Genomic DNA, 21890 nt, shown 5'->3' with positions numbered 1-21890 from the left:
GAGCCCTGCGGATATGAAAGGTAAAAAGCGCTGTTTTTTCTCTTTCATTTTCTATTAAACGTAGTCGAATTACGCCGTTAAGCGAGCAGAAAGAAGAAGTTATGGCTAAGCTATTAAAGCTAAAAACAGCAGCACGTGTGAGTCGTTGAGAATGTTATTAAATTTGAACCTTATAATAAGTCTCAGAAACTAAGACCCTGAATAAGGAGCCGGGATGAAAAGCGACTGGTATAAAAATGCAATAATTTATCAAATAGATACGGCGCTTTTTTTTGACGCCGACGGCGATGGCTGCGGCGACCTGCAGGGCATAACTCAACGACTCGATTATATTCGCGGCATCGGCGCCACCTCCGTCTGGCTTACGCCTTTTTATCTGACTCCTTTTCGGGATGGCGGCTACGATATTAGCGATCACCTTCGGGTTGATTCCCGATTTGGCGACGTTGCGGATATGGTTATGCTGGTCGAACGGGCAGAAGAGCTCGGCCTGCACGTTATTATCGAACTGGTTCTTCAGCATACCTCCAGCGAACATATATGGTTCCAGCAGGCCCGCCGTGACAGAAACTCTCCTTATCGGGACTATTATATCTGGGCAGATACCCCGCCGGAAAAAGACGATGCGCCTATGTTCCCGGGCGTTGAAAAAAGCGTCTGGAGCTGGGATGAAGAAGCGCAACAGTATTATCGTCATATGTTTTATCACCACGAGCCAGATTTAAATCTTTCCTGCCCGAAGGTCATCACAGAAATAGAACGAGTGATCGTTTTCTGGTTAAGAATGGGCGTCTCCGGCTTTCGTTTTGATGCGGCCTCTCATATGGTCAAGCAGGCGGGGCAAGGCAGCGAAGAAAAAGGGTATGATTTATTAACCCATCTGCGTGATTTTATTTCCCATCGGCGGCCTGAAACGTTGTTATTAGGCGAAGTGGATGTTCCGGCCGAAAAATACCGGAATTATTTCGGCAACAACAATCGTCTCTCGATGCTGCTGAGTTTTAATCTGAACAAAAAGTTTTACGTATCCCTTGCCCGCAAGGATGCCACCGCTTTATTGCAGGCGCTTGAAGAACTGCCCTCGCCTCCTTTCAGAGCCTGCTTTGCCAACTGGCTGCGCAACCATGATGAACTTGATTTAGACGGCCTGTCGAAAGCAGAGAAACGAGACGTCATGAAGAGTTTTGGCCCGGATAAAAATATGCATGTTTATCAAAGAGGCCTGAGGCGCAGACTCGCCCCGATGCTGAAAGGCAATATAAAACGCCTGGCAATGGCGCACGCGGTGCTTTTCTCTTTGCCGGGCACGCCGGTATTACGTTACGGCGATGAAATAGGAATGGGTGACGATCTGCAGCTTGAAGAACGCAACGCCGTCAGAACGCCGATGCAGTGGTCAGACCTGGCTTGCGCAGGCTTTTCTGAGGCTGAGCCAGAAAAACTTATCGCCCCGGTCATCGATACGGGCCCGTACCGCTACCAAAAGGTCAACGTTAATGCCTCGCTAATAAAAGATGATTCTTTATTGCACCGCGTAAGTAAAATAGCACGGGCACGGTTGGGTCTTAACGAAATTGGTTCAGGGGATTATCACGTTATTAATACCCAGAATACTGCAATATTCGCTCTGCGATATGACTATGGCAAAGATGGCCTGCTGCTGCTGGCTAATTTTTGCAGCAGGCAAGTTACAGCGGAAATAAACGAGAATGATATAGCCGGATTAATAGAATGCCTCGCTGATAAAGAATACAAACAGTCCGGCACGCTGATGCCGCCTCTTTCTATCACGCTGAATGGATATGGCTATCGTTGGTTTTCCATTATCAAAGCCCGCGACAAATAGCAGCGGGCTTGCCGATATACCGGGGCTTAATTTCTTTTGCGACGGATTTGGTATTTTTTAAATAAAATCAGAGCGCCCAACCCCACTGCGGCAAAAGCCACTCTCACCGGCGTGGCCGAATTAATGCTGATTACGCTTTCTTTTGCTTCCTTGCTAAAACGTCCTCTGCTCTGATGCTGCCCTTCAACAGGAATAAAAAGATTGTCCGGGTGAGGAGCGAGGCGCTCAGCGTTTTCCATTTGCCCGGACCAGGCTTTTTTCGCCAGCATGTTGTCGAGCCACTGCGGGAAAACATAATTCCCCAGAATAGACTGCACGGTAGCTTTGCCGACCCAGGTTTCTCGTGGCGCATGGCAGGTAGCGTTAAAAATCGCTTTCGCTATCGCTTCCGGTTGATAAACAGGCGCCACCGGACGGGCGGGATGGCCCAGCTTGTTTCGCGCCCAGCCGAATTGCGGGGTGTTGGTCCCCGGCAGATGAACCATGGTCAGGCGTATCGCGCTGCGTTGATAAATAAGTTCGCACCGCAAGGCATCCGTGAAGCCCCGAATCGCCGCTTTCGCGCCACAATAAGCAGACTGCAAAGGAATGGAACGATAAGCCAGGGCAGAGCCTATTTGCACGATGGTGCCTTTGTTGCGTGGCGTCATCAGACGAAGCGCTTCTCTGGTGCCGTTTACGGTGCCGAGATAAGTCACGTCGGTAACGCGCTTATATTCGTTGGGATCGATATCTTCAAAGGGAGACATAATGGTGCACATGGCCGAATTTATCCAGACGCTGACCGGGCCGAGTTCCGCCTCTATGCTGTCCGCGGTTCGGGCTATTTGCACCGCATCGGCAACGTCGGCGCTGAAACCCGCCGCACGGACGCCGGTTGCCTGTAACTCAGCCACCGTTTCCCTGAGGCCCTTTTCCCCACGGGCAATCACAGCCACGTCATAACCTTCTTTCGCAAAACGTAGCGCGGTGGCCCGGCCGACCCCGGCGGTACCCCCGGTAATCACAACAACAGCCATGCCTTTTCCCCTGTAATGTAATAAAAAGTCATATCCGGCAACTCACGGCACTCTTTAAACCTGAAGGTGATTTCATTTTTATAGCCGTGCCGACGAAAAACGCCAGGCTATGACGTTTAAACCGTGCGCCTCACGTCAATCGTAAAAACTTATTGCTTTGAAAAATAATAACAAATTGCAAAAAGGCCGCTTTCGCGGCCTTAAGGTGTTATTTTTGATCGGGTTTGGGTTTTTTATCGCCAGATTCTGGCGCTTCGCTCGGATCGTCTTTTTCAACAAATAGCATAATCATCTCCAGTTTGACGTTCATCAGGTCTGGTAATAAAAGCGCCTGGAACGCCACTTTTTCATTTAAGCCAGCAGGTGTGAAATCAATAACATAACGCCGGGAATTTCACTATGGCCCTGGTTGTATTTATTCCTTTTTCTGTACAACTTTTAAATACTTATATTCAAGCTTTAACCAATCTCGCGGGCGATAAAGCGCGCCGCCATTTTTGAGTATCAGGCAAAGGGTGTTTTTGAATAAAAATGGCATAAACTCACCCTGAACGCTACCTCGTAAATGCCTATACCACACCATAATTATCCCCTGACTTTTAAGGCACAGCACCAGGTAAATATAATAAATTAACAGTTGAAGACAAATTAATTTATTGCTTTAAGATTATTCTTAGTGATTCAATTTATATAACAGCAAGGCGCTTTTTAATTTGCATTCGATAAAGCCTCTACTACAATTTTTAGTCACGCGACAATAATGTTTCGTGAAGTATTACCATAAACACCCAAAAGTGAGGAGTAAATTATGACTCAGCATCGAGGCGGTTCAGGTAATTTTGCTGAAGATCGTGAAAAAGCATCAGACGCAGGCCGCAAAGGTGGTCAACATAGTGGCGGGAACTTTAAAAATGATCCCCAACGCGCCTCAGAAGCAGGCCGAAAAGGCGGCGAAAAAAGCCACGGGGGTGGACGTAAATCCGAGTCGTAAACTGGCTGGAATAGGCTAAAACCTCATAGCATGAGTGAATTTTTACAGGCAAATTTGCTCATGCTGCCCGTAATGAAATAAAGAGCGAATTCTGGAGCGATCATGCAGATCAAAACCATTGAAGACCTTTTTGTTCATCTTTTATCAGACACTTACAGTGCCGAAAAGCAACTGACCCGTGCCCTGCCTAAACTTGCCCGCGCATCAGAAAATCCTAAACTCAGCGAAGCTTTCACAAGCCATCTGGAAGAAACCCGGGGCCATGTGGAGCGTATCGATCAGGTGGTAGACAGTATTCCTGAGTTCCGTTTAAAACGCATGAAATGCGTGGCGATGGAAGGATTAATTGAAGAAGGACAGGAAGTGATTGATAGCGTTGATAAAGGCGCTGTACGTGACGCAGGTTTAATTGCAGCAGCACAAAAAGTTGAGCATTACGAAATAGCTTCGTACGGTACTTTATGTACTCTGGCAGAAATGCTGGGATACAGAGAAGCGAAAACGCTTCTTGGACAAACTCTTGAAGAGGAAAAATCAGCAGACAATAAATTAACGACTCTCGCCGAATCAGGAATTAATCAAAACGCGAAGCAAAAAAGCTGACTTCTCGCCCGGCTTATAATGCCGGGCTCACTTCCTGCCAGTTATATTTCACATCACTTCCTCATAATTAATTTCCGTACGTTACGGATATTCACACATTGAAATAATGCAATTAAAAAATACCCTTTAATAGTTCTGTAAGATTTAGCGACAATATTTCCATGCTTTTGATCGTTGATTCACAAAGCCTTTTGTAAGGCAGCCTGCAGCGCCTGCTTTTTCCAGCTCTTTTTCCCGGTTTCCTTTATATGCTTTATTATCCTTTCATAACCGGTGAAGTGACATAATGAAAAAATCATTCTTTTCATTAGTTTCGTTAACAGGGGTGGTCATCGCCCTGCTTGGCTTAAGCTATCTTGCCCTGGGGGGTTGGCTGGCAGTGCTGGGCGGGACGCCGTGGTATATCCTTTTTGGTGTCGGGTTTCTGGCAAGCGGTGTCTGTCTTGCGCTTTATCGTAGCGCCGGGTTTGGGCTTTATCTGCTTACTTTTATCGCCTGCGCTATATGGTCGCTCAGCGAGGTGGGGCTGGACGGCTGGCAGCTTATGCCCCGTTTATTTGGGCTTGCCGTGCTCGGCATCTGGATAAGCATGCCCTGGATCACCCGACCCGTTATGGCGCAAAACACGCCCCGTGTCACCGGGTTATTTACCGGTTGTTTTTATCTCGCCGCCATCGCCGGTATTTTCTATGCGGGCTGGCAAGTCACTGATTCACGTTTTGTACAGCATCAGCCGCTTCCGGAAGCAAAAGCTGGTGCTGCGCCTGCGCAGGAAGCAAACGCTGACGACTGGCATTTCTATGGCCGCACCGCCGCGGGCCAGCGTTATTCCCCGCTGGAGCAGTTGACGCCAGCCAACGTCAGCCAACTCCAGCCTGCCTGGGAATACCACACCGGGGATAGTATGCGTGAAGGAGAAGACAAAGCCGGGCGGGAATTTAATTTCGAAGTGACGCCCATCAAGGTCGGAAACGTTCTTTATATTTGTACGCCGCACCGGCAGGTGATAGCTCTTGACGCCACCACCGGCGAGCAACGCTGGCGGTTTGATCCTCATCCTGATACGTCGGCAAATGAATATCTCGCCTGCCGCGGGGTGGCATACAGCAAGACGACTGAAGACAAAAGCTGCCCGGAAAAAATCATTACCACCACCAGCAACGCACGGATGGTGGCACTGAATGCGCAAACGGGTAAGCCCTGCGCCTCGTTCGGCGAGCAGGGCTTTGTCAGCCTTACCGATCGTATGGGCGAAGTTCCTCCAGGTTTTCATTTCATTACCTCGCAGCCTTTGGTCATGGACAACCGAATCGTGCTTGGCGGCTGGATCTATGATAACCAGGCTACCGGTGAACCTTCAGGCGTGGTGCGCGCTTATGATGCCACCTCAGGCAAACTCGCATGGAGCTGGGACATGGGCAGAAGCCCACAAAACGCTCAGTTAAAACCGGGAGAAGAATTCACGCGCGGAACGCCTAACGGTTGGGGAACCTATACCGCCGACCCCGAGTCAGGTCTGGTTTACATTCCGCTGGGCAATGCCACACCGGATTATTACGGTGCTAAAAGACGTCCCTTTGACGAGAAATACTCCAGCGCGCTGGTGGCGCTGGATATTCACACCGGCCTCGAACGCTGGCATTTCCAGACCGTCCACCATGATGTCTGGGACTACGACCTTCCTATCGGCCCGACGCTTGTGGATTTGCCTGACGGTCAAGGCGGCGTTCTTCCGGCCCTGATTCAGACAACTAAAATGGGGCAACTTTTTATGCTGGACAGGCGCACGGGTAAACCTCTTGCGCAAGTCGAGGAGAAACCCGTCCCTGCATCCCCTGCTCTGCCCGGCGAGCACCTTTCTCCCACGCAGCCGGATTCTGTCGGTATGCCAAACCTTGCTCCGCCAGATCTTAAAGAGACCGACATGTGGGGAGCCACTCCCATCGATCAGCTCTGGTGCCGTATCCAGTTCCACCGCTTCCGCTATCAGGGCAAATTTACGCCGCCCGCTGAAGGCACCTCAATCGCCTATCCGGCTTTTGACGGCGTGATGGACTGGTACGGCGCTTCGGTCGATCCGCTCCGCCATGTGCTTATTGCCAATACCAGCTACATCCCCTTCACCATGCAGCTCCTTAAATCTGGTGAAGCGATTAAACAGGGTTTAATGAAGAGCTGGGCGGGATGGGGAAGCAAGGAGGCGTATCCAAAGCCTAAAGAGTTTGCTGTTGGGCCTCAGTACGGCACGCCATGGGCTGCGGTAGTGAAACCCTGGCTGACGGCTTTAGGCGCACCGTGCAGCGCGCCGCCGTGGGGCAAACTGGTTGCGATAGACCTGACAACGCGCAAAATCGCCTGGGAAAGACCGGCGGGCACGACCCGGGATATGAATATCTTCGGGACACACACCAACGCCCCTCTGCCCACAGGCATTTTCATGATCGGGGGTAATATCGTGACGCGCAGCGGTCTGATTTTTATGGGCGCAACGGCGGATAACTACCTGCGAGCCTTCGATGAAATGAACGGCAAAGAACTCTGGCGCGCGCGACTGCCGGCCGGCGGGCAGGCCACGCCGATGACCTATATGGGAGCTGACGGCAGACAGTTTGTGGCGATCGCAGCAGGCGGACATGGCGGTCTGGGAACCCAGTCCGGCGACTCGCTTGTCGCCTATGCTTTACCTCAGCGATAGTCTGCAAGTAACGTTAGTTCAACGCATCCTGTAACGGGTTTATGCCGCCGTTACAGGATGCCTGGCATCCGGTTAGAATAATGCCTTCGCCCCCATGGCAATCCCCATCGCCATCATTAAAAGATTTTCCGTAAGCGATATAAATCCGAGCGGAACGTTGCTGTCCCCGCCGACGCAGGCGCATTTCAGCTCACGCTTATCGATGTAGACGGCTTTAATCACCGAGACTGCGCCCACCGTACCAATAAATAACGCAACCGGCGCCGAGATAAAGGTTAAGACCGAGGCAATCATTAAAATGCCCGCCAGCGCCTCGCCAAAGGGATAAAGATAGCTATAGGGCACCCAGCGTTGCGCCAGTAAATCGTAGCCCAGGAACATCGTTGAAAATTGTTCAACATCCCGGAGTTTCAGCATCGCCAACAGGCACATGCTAAAGGCAATAAACCATTCCAGCACTCGCGTTGTGAAAGGGTTGCCAAAAGCAATATAGCCCGCCGCAACGGCCATCAGCGCCGCGATGGCAAAGACCACTAACACCGGCTGATAAGAGGTCTCTTTGCTCCCCTTGACCGTTTTGCCAACGTATTTTCGAAGTTCGTCATAGCCGCCTATGCGTTTACCATCGATAAAAATCTGCGGCGTGGTTTTCACCTGGTGCTCAGCCTGAAAGCGATCGGTTTCTTCCCGGCTGGTCAGCCAGCGATCGTCAACGGTAAAACCCTGATGCTTTAACAAGTACCGGGCCTTCAGGCCATAAGGGCAGACATGTTCTTTCATCACCATGCGATAAAGAATGGCTGTTTTCGTCTCTGACATAAAAATCTCCGCTCAATCTGCGCTTAATGACAAGTGTAGCAAGCGGCCTTTTATGGCTCCGGCGCGTTCAAGTTGAACAACGCTATGGCCAGATTTCCTGCGCTGCGGCCGGATTTATCTGAGAATTTATTAGTGAAATGTGCGACTTTACCTGAATATAAATGTGGCTATTTTGGGTACAGTGACGGCTGGATTTCAAGCGAGGAGCGGGTATGAAAAATATCATCATCAGTATGATTGCCAAGATTTCGAAGATGGATGCAGAAGCAAAGTTGCTGACCGCTCAGGTGGAAGCCCAGTCGCTGCTGCTGAGCGCCATGCTACTCGCGGTGGGAAAAGAAGGCGGTCTGGAGCAGATTGTCGAAAGCGTTAAAAAAGCCATTAATACGGCTCTCGAAGCCTCAGACAATCTTTTAAAAAGCGATACAGAACTTTTATTGACCCAGTTCAACGAGCTGCTTTCACTGACGCAGCTTCTTGCAAAGGCGGATACAGAAATTGATGTTAAAGCATTGCGTGAACTGCCCTCAGCCCCCGATTCACAATAGAAAGCCTGCCCGCCACGGGAGAGTTAGCGAAACGTGACAGGGTTTTTAACCGGACCGCGCATTTTGTCTATACTTATGGGTACATTCGCATCAAAGGAGTCTGAAATGTTTGAGAAAGCAGAAGATAAAGTCAATGAAGCGGCGGGCAAAGCTCAGGAAGCGTTTGGTCGCACCACTAACAGCCCTGGCGACACCGTGAAAGGCATGGCGCAAAAATATGCTTCACAGGCAAGTCATGCGACACGGGATGCTACCGACACGCTCAGAGATCAGGTTTCGGCTAACCCCATCGGCGGGCTGGCGATAGCCGGTGCTATCGGTGTTGTTATTGGCTATCTTCTCGGCCGCAAATAATTGCCCCCTGCCCCGTCAGGCCGTATTCCCCAATCAAGAACAGCGACCCGCATTATCGCGGGTCTGTGTTCTGCGCATGTGCTTAGTTGACACCCGCAACGTTAGCCTGTAGATTATGCGGGCACAAAATCAGCAAAGCACTTAATAATCAATCAGTTAAATTCCTTTTAACTGCATACTGTATGCGTTCATAGCTCAGTTGGTTAGAGCACCACCTTGACATGGTGGGGGTCGTTGGTTCGAGTCCAATTGAACGCACCATTATATTTTTTCTGCTTATTATAATTTTTAATATCCCCCTAACGCTTCGATAACAGGCGCTGTAATTCTGCACATTCTGTCCCCTGAAACGCCGTTTTTAATTCCTTTCCCGACAACTTGCCCCTATAATACGCGCGTTCCTAACTTGAATGGTTTCAGCGCATTGGACTGCCTTTATAATAGACAATTATGCACTTCCCCCCGGCAGGCTGAACCGCAAGCATACTTTCCTCTGCACGCTTTATTTCTGTCACCTATCCTTACCAGGTGTCGCTTTTACAATACCAGCTTCAATTTCCGCTCCGGCGACAATGTCCACCGGAACCGAGTTTTAATAATCCTTCTCAACTTACAGATAAGACTGTCATGAAAAAGACTAAAATTGTTTGCACCATCGGTCCGAAAACCGAATCCGAAGAGATGCTGACCAAAATGCTCGACGCGGGCATGAACGTTATGCGTCTGAACTTTTCTCACGGTGACTACGAAGAGCACGGCCAGCGCATCAAAAACCTGCGTAACGTAGTGGCTAAAACCGGTAAGAAAGCTGCCATCCTGCTGGATACCAAAGGCCCTGAAATTCGTACCATCAAACTGGAAGGCGGCAACGACGTCTCTCTGAAAGCAGGCCAGACTTTCACCTTCACCACCGACAAAACCGTTGTGGGCAACAGCGATATCGTTGCTGTAACTTACGAAGGCTTCACCAGCGACCTGAGCGTGGGTAACACCGTGCTGGTTGACGATGGCCTGATCGGTATGGAAGTTACCGCTATCGAAGGCAAGAACGTTGTTTGTAAGGTGCTGAACAACGGCGACCTGGGCGAGAACAAAGGCGTTAACCTACCGGGCGTTTCTATCGCTCTGCCAGCCCTTGCTGAGAAAGATAAACAGGATCTGATCTTCGGTTGCGAGCAAGGCGTTGACTTCGTTGCTGCGTCTTTCATCCGTAAGCGTTCTGACGTCGTTGAAATCCGTGAGCACTTGAAAGCTCACGGCGGCGAGAATATCCAGATCATCTCCAAAATCGAAAACCAGGAAGGCCTGAACAACTTCGACGAAATCCTCGAAGCTTCTGACGGCATCATGGTTGCTCGTGGTGACCTGGGCGTTGAAATCCCGGTTGAAGAAGTTATCTTCGCGCAGAAGATGATGATCGAGAAATGCGTTCGCGCTCGTAAAGTGGTTATCACCGCGACTCAAATGCTCGACTCCATGATCAAAAACCCACGCCCTACCCGCGCTGAAGCAGGCGACGTGGCGAACGCCATCATCGACGGCACCGATGCCGTTATGCTGTCTGGCGAATCCGCTAAAGGTAAATACCCGCTGGAAGCGGTGACCATTATGGCCACCATCTGCGAACGTACCGACCGCGTAATGACCAGCCGTCTGGATAACAACCACGACAGCCGTAAACTGCGCATCACCGAAGCAGTTTGCCGCGGTGCGGTAGAAACAGCCGAAAAACTGGAAGCGCCGCTGATTGTTGTGGCAACCCAGGGCGGTAAATCTGCTAAAGCCGTACGTAAGTACTTCCCGAACGCCACCATTCTGGCGCTGACCACTAACGAAGTAACTGCTCGTCAGTTAGTGTTGAGCAAAGGCGTGATTCCGCAGTTGGTTAAAGAAATCGCTTCTACTGACGATTTCTACCGTCTGGGTAAAGAAGTGGCTCTGGAAAGCGGTCTGGCTCGCAAAGGCGACATCGTCGTAATGGTTTCCGGCGCGCTGGTTCCAAGCGGCACGACCAATACTGCATCCGTTCACGTTCTGTAATTCTTATACTGCGAACGAATATTTTGTTAAAAAGCGCCTGCGGGCGCTTTTTTTATTGCTTTATTAGACCGTATTAATAAAAAAGCAAATCGGCTTAAACTATTTAAGCGCAATTTTATTAAGATGAATCCGATGAAAGCTCCCTGTTTTCTCAGTTTTTTTTAACTTCTTGCCCCGGTTCGGTGTTTCTTTGAGCGAACGATCAAATTTAAGTGCATTCCCATCAAAAATTTATTCTCAACTCAAAAAAGTTTGTGTAATACTTGTAGCGCTACATGGAGATTAACTCAATCTAGAGGGTATTAATAATGAATCGTACTAAACTGGTACTGGGCGCGGTAATCCTGGCTTCTACTATGCTGGCAGGTTGTTCTTCTAACGCTAAAATTGATCAACTGTCTTCTGACGTTCAGACTCTGAACGCTAAAGTTGATCAGCTGAGCAACGACGTGAACGCAATGCGTTCTGACGTTCAGGCTGCTAAAGATGACGCAGCTCGCGCTAACCAGCGTCTGGACAACCAGGCTCACTCTTACCGTAAGTAAGAGTTCCTGGAATAAAATGGCGCACATTGTGCGCCATTTTTTTTGCCTGAATTAAATCCCTTCCTGATTCCTTCCCTAACGCATCACCACGCTGCTTTGCCCGCTAACCAACGTTCCGGACGCCTGAGTCTCTGGCGCAGCGCCTGGAGCCGCTCTGACGCTCTGTATAGGGTTAATATTGACCGGCTGCGATGGTACGCCCTGTGGCGCGTTGATCAGCACCGGGTATCCCGCGCGACGGGTTATAGCGCTATCAATCTGCGCTTTGTCACTCAGCGGATCGTCAATGAACGAGCCAAACGAAGCAGAAACGGCAATAGGCACGGTTTGCGGGTTCTCCCAGTCATTGCGTGATAACGGCTGGTGCACTTCCACATAGCGTTTTCCATCCGGTTCAGTGGTGTATTTCACCGGCTCATTAATTATCTCAACGCGAGTTCCCCAGGCGACCTGGCTGAACAACGCCTTGATATCCGGCGCACGCATCCTCATGCAGCCTGAGCTGACGCGCAGCCCGATACTGTTACGGGCATTGGTGCCGTGAATAAGGTATTCGCCGCCCCCTTTCTCCAGCCGCAGCGCATAGCGCCCCAGAGGGTTATTTGGCCCGGCGGGCACAACGGCGGGCAGATTAATGCCCTGGGCTGCCGAACGAGCGCGAATATTTGCGGTTGGCGTCCAGGTTGGGTTGGGAATTTTCTGGCTGACGCGCGTGACCATCACGGGCGTTTCACGACCCAGTTGCCCGATGCCCAGGGGATAAACCTCAACACGATTTTGCCCTGGCGGATAGTAATACAACCTCAGTTCGGCCAGGTTGATAACAATGCCCTCGCGCGGCGTATCCGGCAGGATCATTTGCGCAGGAATAATTAATTCACTGCCCGGTTTTGGTAAAAAAGGGTCGACGGTATTGTTCGCCTCAAGCAGTAAAAGCACGCCGGTGTTGTATTTAGCGGCTACCGCTTCAAGGTTTTTACCGTCATTGGGAACAATATAAGTTTTATTCTCGCCAATTATTCGACTGCCAGGCGGCGGTAATAAATAGTCAACGGCCCACGCAGACTGGCTTACAGCCAGAGCGCTGATAAAAAGAAGAGTTATTTTCGTGAACGCGCATTTCATATTGTATTCCTGTATTCACCGACAGAACGCCGGAATGCTGAAAGCCAGGCGAGGCAATGAAATTACCTCGCGTTAACAGGATGAAAGCTGTTCTTTTAGTTTAGCTAAGATTGGCGGATTTGGTGCGGATGGCGCGGATCATTGCTTCAAGACCCTGCGAGCGTGAGGGCGTAAGATGCTGAGCCAGCGCAAGTTTCTCAAACCAGGGGCGTACGTCAAACGCGACAATATCCTGAGCGGTCATTTGCTGATAAAGAATAAAGACCACGGCGATAAGTCCTTTTACAATCGCGGCATCGCTGTCGCCCTCAAGCGTAATTACGCCGTCCGGCTGCTGATGCATCACAATCCACACCTGGCTCTGGCAGCCCTGGATGGTGTTTTCCGGTTTATGTTCCGCCTCGGGTAATTCAGGCAGGCGCCCGCCAAGCTCGATGATGTAGAGATATTTCTCTTCCCAGTTGGCGCAGCGGCTGAAATTCTTCAGTAACTTGTCTTTATCTGGCAACGTGGCCATAACCTTCTCCCTGTTAGCCCAACAGACGGTGGATGCGTTGCAAACCCGCCACCAGGCGGTCCACCTCTTCTTCGGTATTGTACATGGCGAACGAGGCGCGACACATCGCCGGAACCTGATAGAAGGCCATTAGCGGCATCGCACAGTGGTGGCCTGTTCGCACAGCAATTCCGTAATTATCAAGGAAGCTTCCCACGTCGTAAGCGTGATGCTTGCCAAGGTTAAACGCAATCACGCCCAGGCGATGTTCCGGGCCGTAGACGGTTAGATCAGGAACCGCCTGTAGCGCCTGCTGAGCGTAACGCATAAGGGAATGCTCATACTCGCTTACCTCGGCAAGATTCAGGCCTTCAACGTAGCGTAATGCGGCTCCCAGCCCGACGATCCCGGCCGTGTTCGGCGTGCCTGCTTCAAAACGCCAGGGCGCTGCCGCGTAAGTGGTTCCTTCCGTCAGGCTCACGGTGGCAATCATCGATCCGCCCCCTTCCCACGGCGGCATGTTCTGCAAAATCTCTTCACGCGCGTAAAGCACGCCAATTCCTGTCGGACCATAAATCTTATGGCCGGAGAAAAGATAGAAATCGCAATCCAACGCCTGCACATCGATGGCGTGATGCATAATGGCCTGAGCGCCGTCCACCAGCACTTTGACGCCCGCCTGATGCGCCGTGGCAATCATGTCCTGCACCGGGTTTTCTGTGCCAAGCACGTTCGAAACCTGGGTTATCGCCAGCAGTTTTGTATGCTCATCGATAAGCGTCGGGAAAACATCAAGCTGCAGCGTGCCGTCTTCATTGAGCGGAATAACCCGCAGCGTGGCTCCCGTGTGTTCACAAAGGATCTGCCAGGGCACGATGTTCGCGTGGTGCTCCATAGCGGAGATAATAATATTGTCCCCGGCCTGGATATTAGCGCGCCCCCAGCTATTGGCGACCAGATTAATCCCTTCAGTCGTCCCGCGAACAAAGACAATTTCTTCCGGCGTGCGCGCATTAATGAAACGAGAAACCTGGTTGCGCACGTTTTCCATAAGCTGGGTAGCTTCGGCGCTGAGAGTATGAATACCGCGATGCACCGCCGCGTAGCCGTGGCTGTAGAAATCCAGTTCGGCGTCAATCACCGCCTGCGGTTTTTGCGCGCTGGCTGCGCTGTCGAGATACACCAGCGGCTGCCCGTTAACTTCCCGGCTTAAGATCGGAAAATCCGCCCGTACCTGTTCTATGGAAAAACTCATGCCTCGCCCCCTGCAAAGCGCTGGCCGATCCTCGCCAGCACCTGCTGTTTTAATGCCTCGTCACGAATGCTTTCCGTAAGCTCAGCGGCAAAGGCATAGATAATCATCTGCTGCGCTGCCTGCTCATCGATACCGCGTGAACGCAGGTAGAACATCTGTTCGTCATCGATACGGCCAATGGTTGCGCCGTGACTGCATTTTACGTCGTCGGCATAGATTTCGAGCTGTGGTTTGGTGTCCACTTCCGCCAGACGCCCCAGCAACAGGTTGTTGTTGGTCATCTGCCCGTCGGTTTTAATGGCGTGTTGCGCCACCTTAATCATGCCGTTGAATACCGCACGCCCTTTGTCACGCACGATGGTTTTATGCAGTTGGCGGCTATTACAGTAGCCTTTGTTGTGTTCAAGCCAGGTTCGGGTATCGCACACTTCATTGTTGACCGGCAGCGCGAGGCTGTTCATCCGCAGCGTGGTATTTTCGCCGTTAAGCTGCGTACTGGTGTTATGGCGCAGCACCGCAGCGCCAAGCAGGAAGCTGTTGCTCTCAACCGTGGCATCCTGTCCTACCAGCAAATCGTTATGTGCGAAGTGATAACTCTGCGCGTTTTCAAAAGCCAGTTTGTAATGATGGAGCTGGCTGTTCGCCGCTGCATCTGCGGTAAAACGTGCGCCGGTAAAATGCGCATGCTCATCGAAACTGACGTAATGCTCAATCACGGTCGCCCGTGCGCCTTCGCCAAGCGTCAGATGATGACGATAATGTGCGGTGTTCATTTCATCCTGCGCGCTGCCGCGACTGACGTGCATCAGCAGCAGAGTTTTTGCCGGACTGTGATTTCGCGCCACGCGGATATGCGTGACCGTTTCGGCCAGGCTTTCTGTCAGATGCAGGAAAACTTCGCCCTGCACGGCGACTGGCAGCGTCTGGCGTTGGTCGTCCACCGTCACTTCGAAACCGCTATTGGTGAGATCGTCGCTCAGTTCAGCATTAAAACGCCCGTCAACAAACACTAAACGCCAGGCGTCAACGGGTAAAGCCAACGCGTCGCGCTGGATTTCAGTCAGCGCTTCCGGCGCTGGCACCACAAACTGGTGCTTTAACAGCCCTTCCAGCGGCGTGTATTTCCAGTTTTCATGCTTGCGTGTCGGCAGCCCCAGGCGCAGCATTTGCTGCATATGTTCCTGAGCCTCTTTGGTGCGCTGCCCACCCTGCGCTTCAAACAGGTGATGCCACTGCTGCAGGGCGTTGCCGTTACTGCTGTTCGGTAAGCCAGCCATAGCCCTGCTCCTCAAGTTGTTTCACCAGGCTGAAATCACCTGATTTCACGATACGTCCCTGATACAGCACGTGCACAAAATCAGGCTTGATGTAGTCGAGTATGCGCTGGTAGTGCGTCACGATGATGAACGAGCGGTTGCCGTCGCGCAGGGAGTTAACCCCTTCAGCAACGATTTTCAGGGCGTCGATGTCAAGACCTGAGTCTGACTCATCCAAAATGCAAAGCTCCGGCTCCAGCACCGCCATTTGCAGAATATCGTTACGCTTTTTCTCACCGCCCGAGAAGCCGACGTTCACCGAGCGGGTCAGCAAATCTTCCGGCATTTTTAGCAGCTTGATTTTTTCTTCCATCAAATCCTGAAAATCAAAACGATCGAGTTCTTCCTGCCCGCGATATTCGCGCACCGCATTAAGCGCGGTTTGCAGGAAAAACTGATTGCTGACGCCGGGAATTTCCACCGGGTACTGGAAAGCCATAAAGATGCCTTCGCCAGCGCGCTCTTCCGGTGCTAACTCCAGCAAATCTTTGCCTTTAAAATGCACCTCTCCGCCGGTGACCTCGTAATCATCGCGTCCGGCAAGGGTGGCGGAAAGCGTACTTTTCCCGGAGCCGTTCGGGCCCATAATGGCGTGTACTTCCCCTGGTTTTATTTCCAGACTCAAGCCACGCAGGATCTCTTTATCCTCAACGCTTACCTGTAAATCTTTAATGCTTAACATAGTTTTCCCTTAATGCTTAACCGACGCTGTGTTCGAGGCTTATCGCTAATAGTTTTTGTGCTTCCACCGCGAATTCAAGCGGCAATTCAGAGAACACGTCTTTACAGAATCCATTGACGATCATTGATATCGCATCGTCCTGGGCAATCCCGCGTTGCAGACAGTAGAACAACTGGTCTTCACCAATGCGCGAAGTGGTCGCCTCATGCTCAAGCTGTGCCGTATTGTTGCGGCATTCCACATACGGGAAGGTATGCGCGCCGCTGTCCGGCCCGATAAGCATTGAGTCACACTGGGTGAAGTTACGGGCGTTTGTCGCAGTCGGCATGATTTTCACCAGCCCGCGATAGCTGTTCTGGCTATGCCCGGCGGAAATCCCCTTCGAAATAATCGTCGATTTGGTGTTTTTGCCGATGTGGATCATTTTGGTACCGGTATCGGCCTGCTGATTCCCGGCGGTGAGCGCCACGGAGAAGAATTCGCCGATGGAGTTATCGCCGCGCAGAATCACGCTTGGGTATTTCCATGTAATGGCAGACCCCGTTTCCGACTGGGTCCAGGACATTTTGCTGTTTGCCCCTTCGCACAGGGCGCGTTTGGTAACAAAGTTAAGTATCCCACCGGTATTCCCGTCGCCCGGGAACCAGTTCTGCACCGTGGAATACTTCACTTCGGCATCTTTATGGATAATGACTTCCACGACCGCCGCGTGAAGCTGATAACTGTCACGGACCGGGGCGGAGCATCCTTCGATGTAGCTCACGTAGCTGCCTTCATCCGCCACCAGAATAGTGCGTTCAAACTGCCCGGTTTTTTCGGCGTTGATGCGGAAGTAGGTAGAGAGCTCCATCGGGCAGCGCACGCCTTTCGGCACGTAGATAAAAGTGCCGTCGGAAGCCACAGCGGCGTTCAATGCGGCAAAAAAGTTATCGTTGCTCGGCACAACCGTACCGAGATACTTTTTCACCAGCTCAGGATATTCGTGAATGGCCTCGCCGAATGAGCAGAAGATAATTCCCTGCTCAGAAAGCTTTTCACGGTAGGTGGTCGCCACAGAAACCGAGTCAAAAATCGCATCCACGGCCACTTCTGAGCCTTCACGTACCGGAACGCCGAGCTGTTTAAAGGCCTCTTCCACCTCGCCCGTCAGATAAGCGTTGCTGCCAGGTTGCTGCACGGCGCCGGGCTGGGATTCGCAGTTATCATCGCAGCTACCGCAGGATGGCGCGGAGTAATAGCTGTAATCCTGATAGTTAAGCGTTTCGTAGTTCGCCTTCAGCCAGTGCGGCTCTTCCATCTCAAGCCAGGCGCGGTAAGCGCTCAGACGAAACTCAAGCATCCACTCCGGCTCGTTGCGCCGCGCAGAAATTGCCCGCACCACATCTTCGTTGATGCCGTGCGCCATTTCGTCGGTTTTTAGCTGGGTGAAGAAGCCTTCTTTATAGTGATGGCCGCCAGCCCAGGTTTGTACTTCGTCAGTCGTTTCAGTATTACGTGACATAATCCCGCCTACACCCCAAAGCTTTCACCACAGCCGCATTCGTGCTGCGCTTTCGGGTTGTTGAATTTGAAAATTTCGTTGAGGCCTTCGCGCACATAGTCGACCTCGGTGCCGTCGATAAACGGCATGGCAGAGAGTGGAACCCACAACTTTGCGCCGTTCGTTTCAAACAGAAGGTCGTCTTTGTGAGGCTCTTTTACGGTATCGAGTACATAGCCAAATCCCGCGCATCCGGTCTGCTTGATGCCAAGACGCACGCCAAGCAATCCCGGCTGCTGGCTTGTCAGCTTGCAAATATGCGCGGCCGCATCAGGGGTTAGCGTCAGTCCCTGCCAGGCGAATTCATTGGGATCGAAGCTACCTGTTTGCACATCCATAGTTCACCTCTTCTGTTTTGCCGCCCAAAGGCTGATGCCCCTATGTTAATGATAACTATTATCAATACAACATCCTGATAACAGGGGTATTCACGGAATGCTTCATTTTTGGACGTCTTTACTAAGGATAGACCCTGCTGGAACTCTTGCAGATGGCGAAAAGAGCTATTTAAACCGCTGAAATAAAGAGGGTTTAATAGTCTGCGGAAGGCATGAGCGATAGAAAGTAAAAGATGTATAGAGAATATCTATTTATGCGATTGGCGGCAGATAAATCCCACAAACAAAGGATTATCCCGCTCTCAACAGGTTAACTATTGCCGTTTGAGGACATTTACAGGGCAATAAGGGCTTTTTATGTAGCCGAAATGTTGCTGATATTGCAAACACCTTTATGAATGACGCCCCCGCAAAATCTGCAAGCCTTGCACCATCTATACTTTCCGTAACAAGTGGAGGTGAACATGTGCGGACGTTTTGCCCAGGCCCGGATGCGTGAAGACTACCTGTCTTATTTAGCAGACGAGGCCGGGCGAGATATCGCTTACGATCCCGAACCGATTGGACGCTATAACGTCGCGCCTGGCACAAAGGTTTTGCTGCTGAGCGAACGTGACGAACAACTGCACCTCGATCCCGTCTTCTGGGGTTATGCGCCCGGATGGTGGAGTAAGCCGCCATTGATTAACGCCCGGGTTGAAACCGCTGCCACAAGCAGAATGTTTAAGCCGCTCTGGCAACATGGCCGCGCGATAGTCTTTGCTGACGGCTGGTACGAGTGGAAAAAAGAAGGTGACAAAAAGCAGCCCTACTTTATTCAACGTGCCGACGGCAAGCCTGTTTTCATGGCGGCGATCGGCAGCAAGCCGTTTGAGCGCGGGGATGAAGCAGAAGGATTTTTAATTGTGACTGCGGCAGCCGACCAGGGCCTGATGGATATTCACGACCGCCGGCCGTTGGTTCTGTCGCCTGAAGCTGCCCGCGAGTGGATGAGGCAAGACCCTGGCGGTAAAGCGGCAGAGAAAATTATCGAGGATGGCGCGGTATCGGCAGATAATTTTACCTGGTATCCCGTCACGCGCGCTGTAGGCAACGTTAAAAACCAGAGCAGTGAGCTCATCAAGCCAATCGATAATCCGGCGGCTTAATTTCGTACCGGCACATCGTCGGCCCCGCTTCTGAGATCATGAACTGACTGAAATATTTCCATTCTGGTTCGCTTATTGTTTTAACGGAACGTGAAATAGCCAAAATGTCATAACCCCTTAATATCAGACAAACAAAAGAAGGCAATAAATTTATAAGGACGATAAACATGAATTTATTTGTTACCTGCTCACAAATAAATTCACATCTGAAAAATACCGCAACCCGCTTTTACCGCAACGGCGAAAAAATTAACCTTGCAGCTCTCGCTATAAGCACTATATTTAATGGCGTGGCAGCGAAGTCATATTATTTAAAGCTGCTTAATGTGAAATTTTTAACTTAACCTGGAGGTTAATATGGCCGAACATCGTGGTGGTTCAGGTAACTTCGCAGAAGACCGTGAAAAAGCTTCTGAAGCAGGTAAAAAAGGTGGTCAGCACAGCGGCGGGAACTTTAAAAACGATCCTGGACGTGCATCTGAGGCTGGTAAAAAAGGCGGTGAAAACAGCCATGGCGGTGGACGTAAGTCCGAATAAACCAGCCATTTAAGGCAATAAGCAGCGTCTCCGGGCTTCCCCCGTAGTTATGTGCGGTGGAGGCCTGACTTATATAAAAATTTGAATACAGTCAAAATGAAACGTTATTTAATTAAAACATTCAGAGTAAAGGGACTCAATCATTAAAATCATCAGCCCGTTCTGATCCTTCAAATAAAAAGTCAGATTTCACAACAGACGACGCCGCAGAATTAAACGCAGCATTTTTAAATGTGTATTCTGTTACAGCCGCTGGCTTGTTTTTATTTTGTGAGGAAGCATCACCGTAGGCTGCTTTAAGCATATCCCCGAAGCTGCCTGTTTCTTTAAATTTCAGGCCGTCCGGCAGACGTTTTCCTTCAGATAAGATTTGCATTGAAGCGATGATAATTTTCATGTTGTGGCACGTCCTTCCATACAAAAGCAAAATATTTAAAAAATGTGCAATTCATCCAAATGCCGTTTTTGAGTTCACCTCCTAACCGCACGACCTCAATATTAACTCGTAATGTTTAAAAGATATCATCCGAAAAAGGGCCATATGCGCCTTATTTATGGCGCTTTTCTCTGACAGAAAAGATCTTCGGGAGATCGGTGCGTACCAGAGCAGGACCAGCCAGGGGTAGTAAGCTTCGCATTCTTTCTAGTCATCCCCTTCTGTCAGGTAGCCAGCCCTGCGTATCGCCTCCTTGCTGTCATTTACTCCATTTGCATATCCCGCTTCTATTTCGCAGACGGGGCTGGCGCTGCACACAGGCAGGCGAACCGGAATCGATAATTGCTTCGCCAAAGCCGCGATTTCGTCCCGTACAGCAAGCAGCTCCAGGGCCATCGCAACTGCTTCACCGCGCCGGACGTGGTCTGTGTTTGCAATATTCTTAAGTTCTTCAAGGCTAAGCTTGTTCATACCGCCCCCTGATATGCTTGACCCATTCACGAAAGTTCCCCGCCTCACTCACAAAATACAAAAGTTACAGCCAGCCTTTCTGGATAAAGGTCGTTCGGGTCGCCTCGTTAAGATCGTACTGATTAAGCTCAGAAGGCTTAACCCAGGCGATTTCCTGAAATTCTTCATTAAATGTCACCAGGCGGTTAGCACTGATGCAGTCAAACAATAGATAAATCATATAGATTTCTTCCTGCGTGCCGTCAGCGTAAGTTTTCATCCGCACGTCATCCCGGAAGGTCCAGGGTTTAACGCTGATAATTTGCAGCTCAGCGCCCAACTCTTCGCTAATTTCCCGCAATAAAGCCTGTTCAACGTTCTCTCCCGATTCCATACCTCCGCCGGAAAGGGCCCACTGCCCCGGGAAAACGCCCCTGTCTTTTGCCATCTTACAAAGCAATATTTCACCGTTATTTTCAATGATGGGACAAACGATAACTCGCTGACGCATATGACCTCCTGATGTCTTTTTTAGTGTCACAGACCTTAGCAAAAATGGATGCTTGCGTCGTGGTAACTCAGCGCCTGAAGAGAAAATTTGCGAGACGTTTTCCATTACTTCAACGCGTAAATGTATTTGCCAGAGCGCTCGGCGTTAGCCCTTCCCTTGTTCAGAGCTGGGAACAAAATCGTCCCATTCCTTCCGGATCTTCCCTGAAATTATTGCTGATGCTTGAACACAACCCAGCGCTTATTAACATACCGATCGCATTGTGAGGATGTTGCGTAATAATTGGGTTCATTTCCGAATAACGTTATAAATGAACCCAATTATTAATCCTGAAATCAGTAAAACACCCACCGGCGTTCCCCGCTTCGCGGACATTTACCGATTCAGATGACTTATGCGATTACAGCCAGGCATTCACGCGTGTAACGATCTGTCTGACTTTGCCACGACAAACGGCAGGACAAATAAATGGATTATTGATGCGATTGATTAATACGCTGGTAAATGATTTGAAAACGCCGCGTTTCTTACGCGCTAAAGCACAACCCGTCAGAACTATGCAAAAGGCGGATAAACGTAAACTTTCTCCGCCCTGT

At 50.6% G+C, this 21890-nt stretch carries 24 protein-coding genes, 1 tRNA gene and 1 pseudogene; 13 read left to right on the top strand and 13 right to left on the bottom strand.

Translation table 11 applies throughout. The features are described from left to right. The first annotated feature begins 214 nt into the window (after nt 1–214). Nucleotides 215–1846 (top strand): alpha-amylase family protein, encoded by a 1632-nt coding sequence (locus MUA00_RS17960; RefSeq protein WP_271124357.1) that lies wholly within the window; start codon nt 215–217, stop codon nt 1844–1846. Nucleotides 1847–1872: 26 nt separating this feature from the next. Here MUA00_RS17960 and MUA00_RS17955 read toward each other — a convergent pair whose 3' ends face one another. Further along, entirely contained in the window at nt 1873–2865 is a 993-nt protein-coding gene (locus tag MUA00_RS17955) for an SDR family oxidoreductase (RefSeq protein ID WP_271124356.1), read from the bottom strand. A gap of 208 nt (nt 2866–3073) precedes the next feature. Continuing rightward, nucleotides 3074–3157, bottom strand: coding sequence for a hypothetical protein (locus MUA00_RS17950; protein WP_271125007.1), 84 nt, complete (start codon nt 3155–3157; stop codon nt 3074–3076). 516 nt (nt 3158–3673) lie between these two features. Between MUA00_RS17950 and MUA00_RS17945 the strand changes: the two genes are divergently transcribed. The 3 genes from MUA00_RS17945 (at nt 3674) to MUA00_RS17935 (ending at nt 7154) form a co-directional block, all read left to right on the top strand. Next, on the top strand, nt 3674–3856 hold the full coding sequence (locus tag MUA00_RS17945; RefSeq protein WP_271124355.1) for a con-10 family general stress protein: 183 nt from the start codon (nt 3674–3676) through the stop codon (nt 3854–3856). Between the two features lie 102 nt (nt 3857–3958). Beyond that, the gene (locus MUA00_RS17940; RefSeq protein ID WP_271124354.1) at nt 3959–4459 is read left to right on the top strand and encodes a YciE/YciF ferroxidase family protein; all 501 of its coding nucleotides are present in this window, start codon (nt 3959–3961) and stop codon (nt 4457–4459) included. Nucleotides 4460–4745: 286 nt separating this feature from the next. Next, nucleotides 4746–7154: a membrane-bound PQQ-dependent dehydrogenase, glucose/quinate/shikimate family gene (locus tag MUA00_RS17935; RefSeq protein WP_271124353.1), complete on the top strand. Its 2409-nt coding sequence runs from the start codon at nt 4746–4748 to the stop codon at nt 7152–7154. A gap of 72 nt (nt 7155–7226) precedes the next feature. On the opposite strand, the gene MUA00_RS17930 is transcribed toward MUA00_RS17935, so the two are convergent. Beyond that, the gene (locus tag MUA00_RS17930) at nt 7227–7973 is read right to left on the bottom strand and encodes a glutaredoxin family protein (RefSeq protein WP_271124352.1); all 747 of its coding nucleotides are present in this window, start codon (nt 7971–7973) and stop codon (nt 7227–7229) included. A gap of 212 nt (nt 7974–8185) precedes the next feature. Here MUA00_RS17930 and iraP point away from each other — a divergent pair, with 212 nt between their 5' ends. The 6 genes from iraP (at nt 8186) to MUA00_RS17905 (ending at nt 11460) form a co-directional block, all read left to right on the top strand. After that, on the top strand, nt 8186–8521 hold the full coding sequence (gene iraP, locus MUA00_RS17925) for an anti-adapter protein IraP (protein ID WP_271124351.1): 336 nt from the start codon (nt 8186–8188) through the stop codon (nt 8519–8521). A 105-nt stretch (nt 8522–8626) separates the two neighbouring features. Next, nucleotides 8627–8875 carry a DUF883 family protein gene (locus MUA00_RS17920; protein WP_271124350.1) on the top strand — a complete coding sequence of 83 codons (249 nt, stop codon included), beginning with the start codon at nt 8627–8629 and terminating at the stop codon, nt 8873–8875. Between the two features lie 184 nt (nt 8876–9059). Beyond that, nucleotides 9060–9136 (top strand) — tRNA-Val (locus tag MUA00_RS17915). A gap of 145 nt (nt 9137–9281) precedes the next feature. After that, entirely contained in the window at nt 9282–9506 is a 225-nt protein-coding gene (ynhH, locus tag MUA00_RS21415; protein ID WP_456298740.1) for a protein YnhH, read from the top strand. Then, nucleotides 9503–10915 (top strand): pyruvate kinase PykF, encoded by a 1413-nt coding sequence (gene pykF / locus MUA00_RS17910; protein WP_271124349.1) that lies wholly within the window; start codon nt 9503–9505, stop codon nt 10913–10915. The genes ynhH and pykF overlap by 4 nt, the downstream gene beginning before the upstream one ends. Before the next feature lie 308 nt (nt 10916–11223). Beyond that, nucleotides 11224–11460, top strand: coding sequence for a major outer membrane lipoprotein (locus tag MUA00_RS17905; protein WP_034455915.1), 237 nt, complete (start codon nt 11224–11226; stop codon nt 11458–11460). A 75-nt stretch (nt 11461–11535) separates the two neighbouring features. On the opposite strand, the gene ldtE is transcribed toward MUA00_RS17905, so the two are convergent. The 7 genes from ldtE to sufA form a co-directional block, all read right to left on the bottom strand. Further along, the gene (gene ldtE / locus MUA00_RS17900) at nt 11536–12585 is read right to left on the bottom strand and encodes a L,D-transpeptidase LdtE (protein ID WP_271124348.1); all 1050 of its coding nucleotides are present in this window, start codon (nt 12583–12585) and stop codon (nt 11536–11538) included. Between the two features lie 100 nt (nt 12586–12685). Then, complete coding sequence (gene sufE / locus MUA00_RS17895) at nt 12686–13102, bottom strand: cysteine desulfuration protein SufE (RefSeq protein ID WP_271124347.1); 417 nt, start codon at nt 13100–13102, stop codon at nt 12686–12688. A gap of 13 nt (nt 13103–13115) precedes the next feature. After that, the gene (sufS, locus tag MUA00_RS17890) at nt 13116–14336 is read right to left on the bottom strand and encodes a cysteine desulfurase SufS (protein WP_271124346.1); all 1221 of its coding nucleotides are present in this window, start codon (nt 14334–14336) and stop codon (nt 13116–13118) included. Then, the gene (gene sufD, locus MUA00_RS17885; RefSeq protein ID WP_271124345.1) at nt 14333–15613 is read right to left on the bottom strand and encodes a Fe-S cluster assembly protein SufD; all 1281 of its coding nucleotides are present in this window, start codon (nt 15611–15613) and stop codon (nt 14333–14335) included. Before sufD ends, sufS begins: the two co-directional genes overlap by 4 nt. Further along, complete coding sequence (gene sufC, locus MUA00_RS17880) at nt 15588–16334, bottom strand: Fe-S cluster assembly ATPase SufC (RefSeq protein WP_271124344.1); 747 nt, start codon at nt 16332–16334, stop codon at nt 15588–15590. The genes sufD and sufC overlap by 26 nt, the downstream gene beginning before the upstream one ends. Before the next feature lie 16 nt (nt 16335–16350). Then, a complete protein-coding gene (sufB, locus tag MUA00_RS17875) occupies nt 16351–17835 on the bottom strand; it encodes a Fe-S cluster assembly protein SufB (RefSeq protein ID WP_271124343.1) in 1485 nt (494 codons plus the stop codon). 8 nt (nt 17836–17843) lie between these two features. Next, a complete protein-coding gene (sufA, locus tag MUA00_RS17870) occupies nt 17844–18212 on the bottom strand; it encodes a Fe-S cluster assembly scaffold SufA (RefSeq protein ID WP_271124342.1) in 369 nt (122 codons plus the stop codon). Between the two features lie 464 nt (nt 18213–18676). On the opposite strand from sufA, the gene MUA00_RS17865 reads away from it, so the two are divergent. Next, the gene (locus MUA00_RS17865) at nt 18677–19360 is read left to right on the top strand and encodes an SOS response-associated peptidase (RefSeq protein ID WP_271124341.1); all 684 of its coding nucleotides are present in this window, start codon (nt 18677–18679) and stop codon (nt 19358–19360) included. A 357-nt stretch (nt 19361–19717) separates the two neighbouring features. Beyond that, nucleotides 19718–19897, top strand: coding sequence for a con-10 family general stress protein (locus MUA00_RS17860; protein ID WP_271124340.1), 180 nt, complete (start codon nt 19718–19720; stop codon nt 19895–19897). 136 nt (nt 19898–20033) lie between these two features. Here the strand turns inward: MUA00_RS17860 and MUA00_RS17855 are convergent, their stop codons facing one another. From MUA00_RS17855 to nudI, 3 genes are all read right to left on the bottom strand, one after another. Next, the gene (locus tag MUA00_RS17855; RefSeq protein WP_271124339.1) at nt 20034–20294 is read right to left on the bottom strand and encodes a hypothetical protein; all 261 of its coding nucleotides are present in this window, start codon (nt 20292–20294) and stop codon (nt 20034–20036) included. Nucleotides 20295–20540: 246 nt separating this feature from the next. Continuing rightward, the gene (locus MUA00_RS17850) at nt 20541–20804 is read right to left on the bottom strand and encodes a hypothetical protein (protein ID WP_408639723.1); all 264 of its coding nucleotides are present in this window, start codon (nt 20802–20804) and stop codon (nt 20541–20543) included. A 64-nt stretch (nt 20805–20868) separates the two neighbouring features. After that, complete coding sequence (gene nudI / locus MUA00_RS17845) at nt 20869–21294, bottom strand: nucleoside triphosphatase NudI (protein ID WP_271124338.1); 426 nt, start codon at nt 21292–21294, stop codon at nt 20869–20871. Nucleotides 21295–21419: 125 nt separating this feature from the next. Between nudI and MUA00_RS21345 the strand changes: the two are divergent. Then, a pseudogene (locus MUA00_RS21345) lies at nt 21420–21560 on the top strand (helix-turn-helix domain-containing protein); the annotation flags it as partial. Nucleotides 21561–21890 lie beyond the last annotated feature (330 nt).

Origin of the sequence: Dryocola boscaweniae, from assembly GCF_025215095.1 — a bacterium.
In the GTDB taxonomy this organism is placed as follows: domain Bacteria; phylum Pseudomonadota; class Gammaproteobacteria; order Enterobacterales; family Enterobacteriaceae; genus Dryocola; species Dryocola boscaweniae.
Note: the sequence above shows the minus strand (reverse complement) of the source record. Positions and strands in the feature narration are given on the sequence as shown.

Bases quoted from the DNA above. Each gene is read 5' to 3' on its own strand.
- MUA00_RS17960 (WP_271124357.1), top strand. From the start codon at position 215: ATGAAAAGCGACTGGTATAAAAATGCAATAATTTATCAAATAGATACG.
- MUA00_RS17955 (WP_271124356.1), bottom strand. From the start codon at position 2,865: ATGGCTGTTGTTGTGATTACCGGGGGTACCGCCGGGGTCGGCCGGGCC.
- MUA00_RS17950 (WP_271125007.1), bottom strand. From the start codon at position 3,157: ATGATTATGCTATTTGTTGAAAAAGACGATCCGAGCGAAGCGCCAGAA.
- MUA00_RS17945 (WP_271124355.1), top strand. From the start codon at position 3,674: ATGACTCAGCATCGAGGCGGTTCAGGTAATTTTGCTGAAGATCGTGAA.
- MUA00_RS17940 (WP_271124354.1), top strand. From the start codon at position 3,959: ATGCAGATCAAAACCATTGAAGACCTTTTTGTTCATCTTTTATCAGAC.
- MUA00_RS17935 (WP_271124353.1), top strand. From the start codon at position 4,746: ATGAAAAAATCATTCTTTTCATTAGTTTCGTTAACAGGGGTGGTCATC.
- MUA00_RS17930 (WP_271124352.1), bottom strand. From the start codon at position 7,973: ATGTCAGAGACGAAAACAGCCATTCTTTATCGCATGGTGATGAAAGAA.
- iraP (WP_271124351.1), top strand. From the start codon at position 8,186: ATGAAAAATATCATCATCAGTATGATTGCCAAGATTTCGAAGATGGAT.
- MUA00_RS17920 (WP_271124350.1), top strand. From the start codon at position 8,627: ATGTTTGAGAAAGCAGAAGATAAAGTCAATGAAGCGGCGGGCAAAGCT.
- pykF (WP_271124349.1), top strand. From the start codon at position 9,503: ATGAAAAAGACTAAAATTGTTTGCACCATCGGTCCGAAAACCGAATCC.
- MUA00_RS17905 (WP_034455915.1), top strand. From the start codon at position 11,224: ATGAATCGTACTAAACTGGTACTGGGCGCGGTAATCCTGGCTTCTACT.
- ldtE (WP_271124348.1), bottom strand. From the start codon at position 12,585: ATGAAATGCGCGTTCACGAAAATAACTCTTCTTTTTATCAGCGCTCTG.
- sufE (WP_271124347.1), bottom strand. From the start codon at position 13,102: ATGGCCACGTTGCCAGATAAAGACAAGTTACTGAAGAATTTCAGCCGC.
- sufS (WP_271124346.1), bottom strand. From the start codon at position 14,336: ATGAGTTTTTCCATAGAACAGGTACGGGCGGATTTTCCGATCTTAAGC.
- sufD (WP_271124345.1), bottom strand. From the start codon at position 15,613: ATGGCTGGCTTACCGAACAGCAGTAACGGCAACGCCCTGCAGCAGTGG.
- sufC (WP_271124344.1), bottom strand. From the start codon at position 16,334: ATGTTAAGCATTAAAGATTTACAGGTAAGCGTTGAGGATAAAGAGATC.
- sufB (WP_271124343.1), bottom strand. From the start codon at position 17,835: ATGTCACGTAATACTGAAACGACTGACGAAGTACAAACCTGGGCTGGC.
- sufA (WP_271124342.1), bottom strand. From the start codon at position 18,212: ATGGATGTGCAAACAGGTAGCTTCGATCCCAATGAATTCGCCTGGCAG.
- MUA00_RS17865 (WP_271124341.1), top strand. From the start codon at position 18,677: ATGTGCGGACGTTTTGCCCAGGCCCGGATGCGTGAAGACTACCTGTCT.
- MUA00_RS17860 (WP_271124340.1), top strand. From the start codon at position 19,718: ATGGCCGAACATCGTGGTGGTTCAGGTAACTTCGCAGAAGACCGTGAA.
- MUA00_RS17855 (WP_271124339.1), bottom strand. From the start codon at position 20,294: ATGAAAATTATCATCGCTTCAATGCAAATCTTATCTGAAGGAAAACGT.
- MUA00_RS17850 (WP_408639723.1), bottom strand. From the start codon at position 20,804: ATGAACAAGCTTAGCCTTGAAGAACTTAAGAATATTGCAAACACAGAC.
- nudI (WP_271124338.1), bottom strand. From the start codon at position 21,294: ATGCGTCAGCGAGTTATCGTTTGTCCCATCATTGAAAATAACGGTGAA.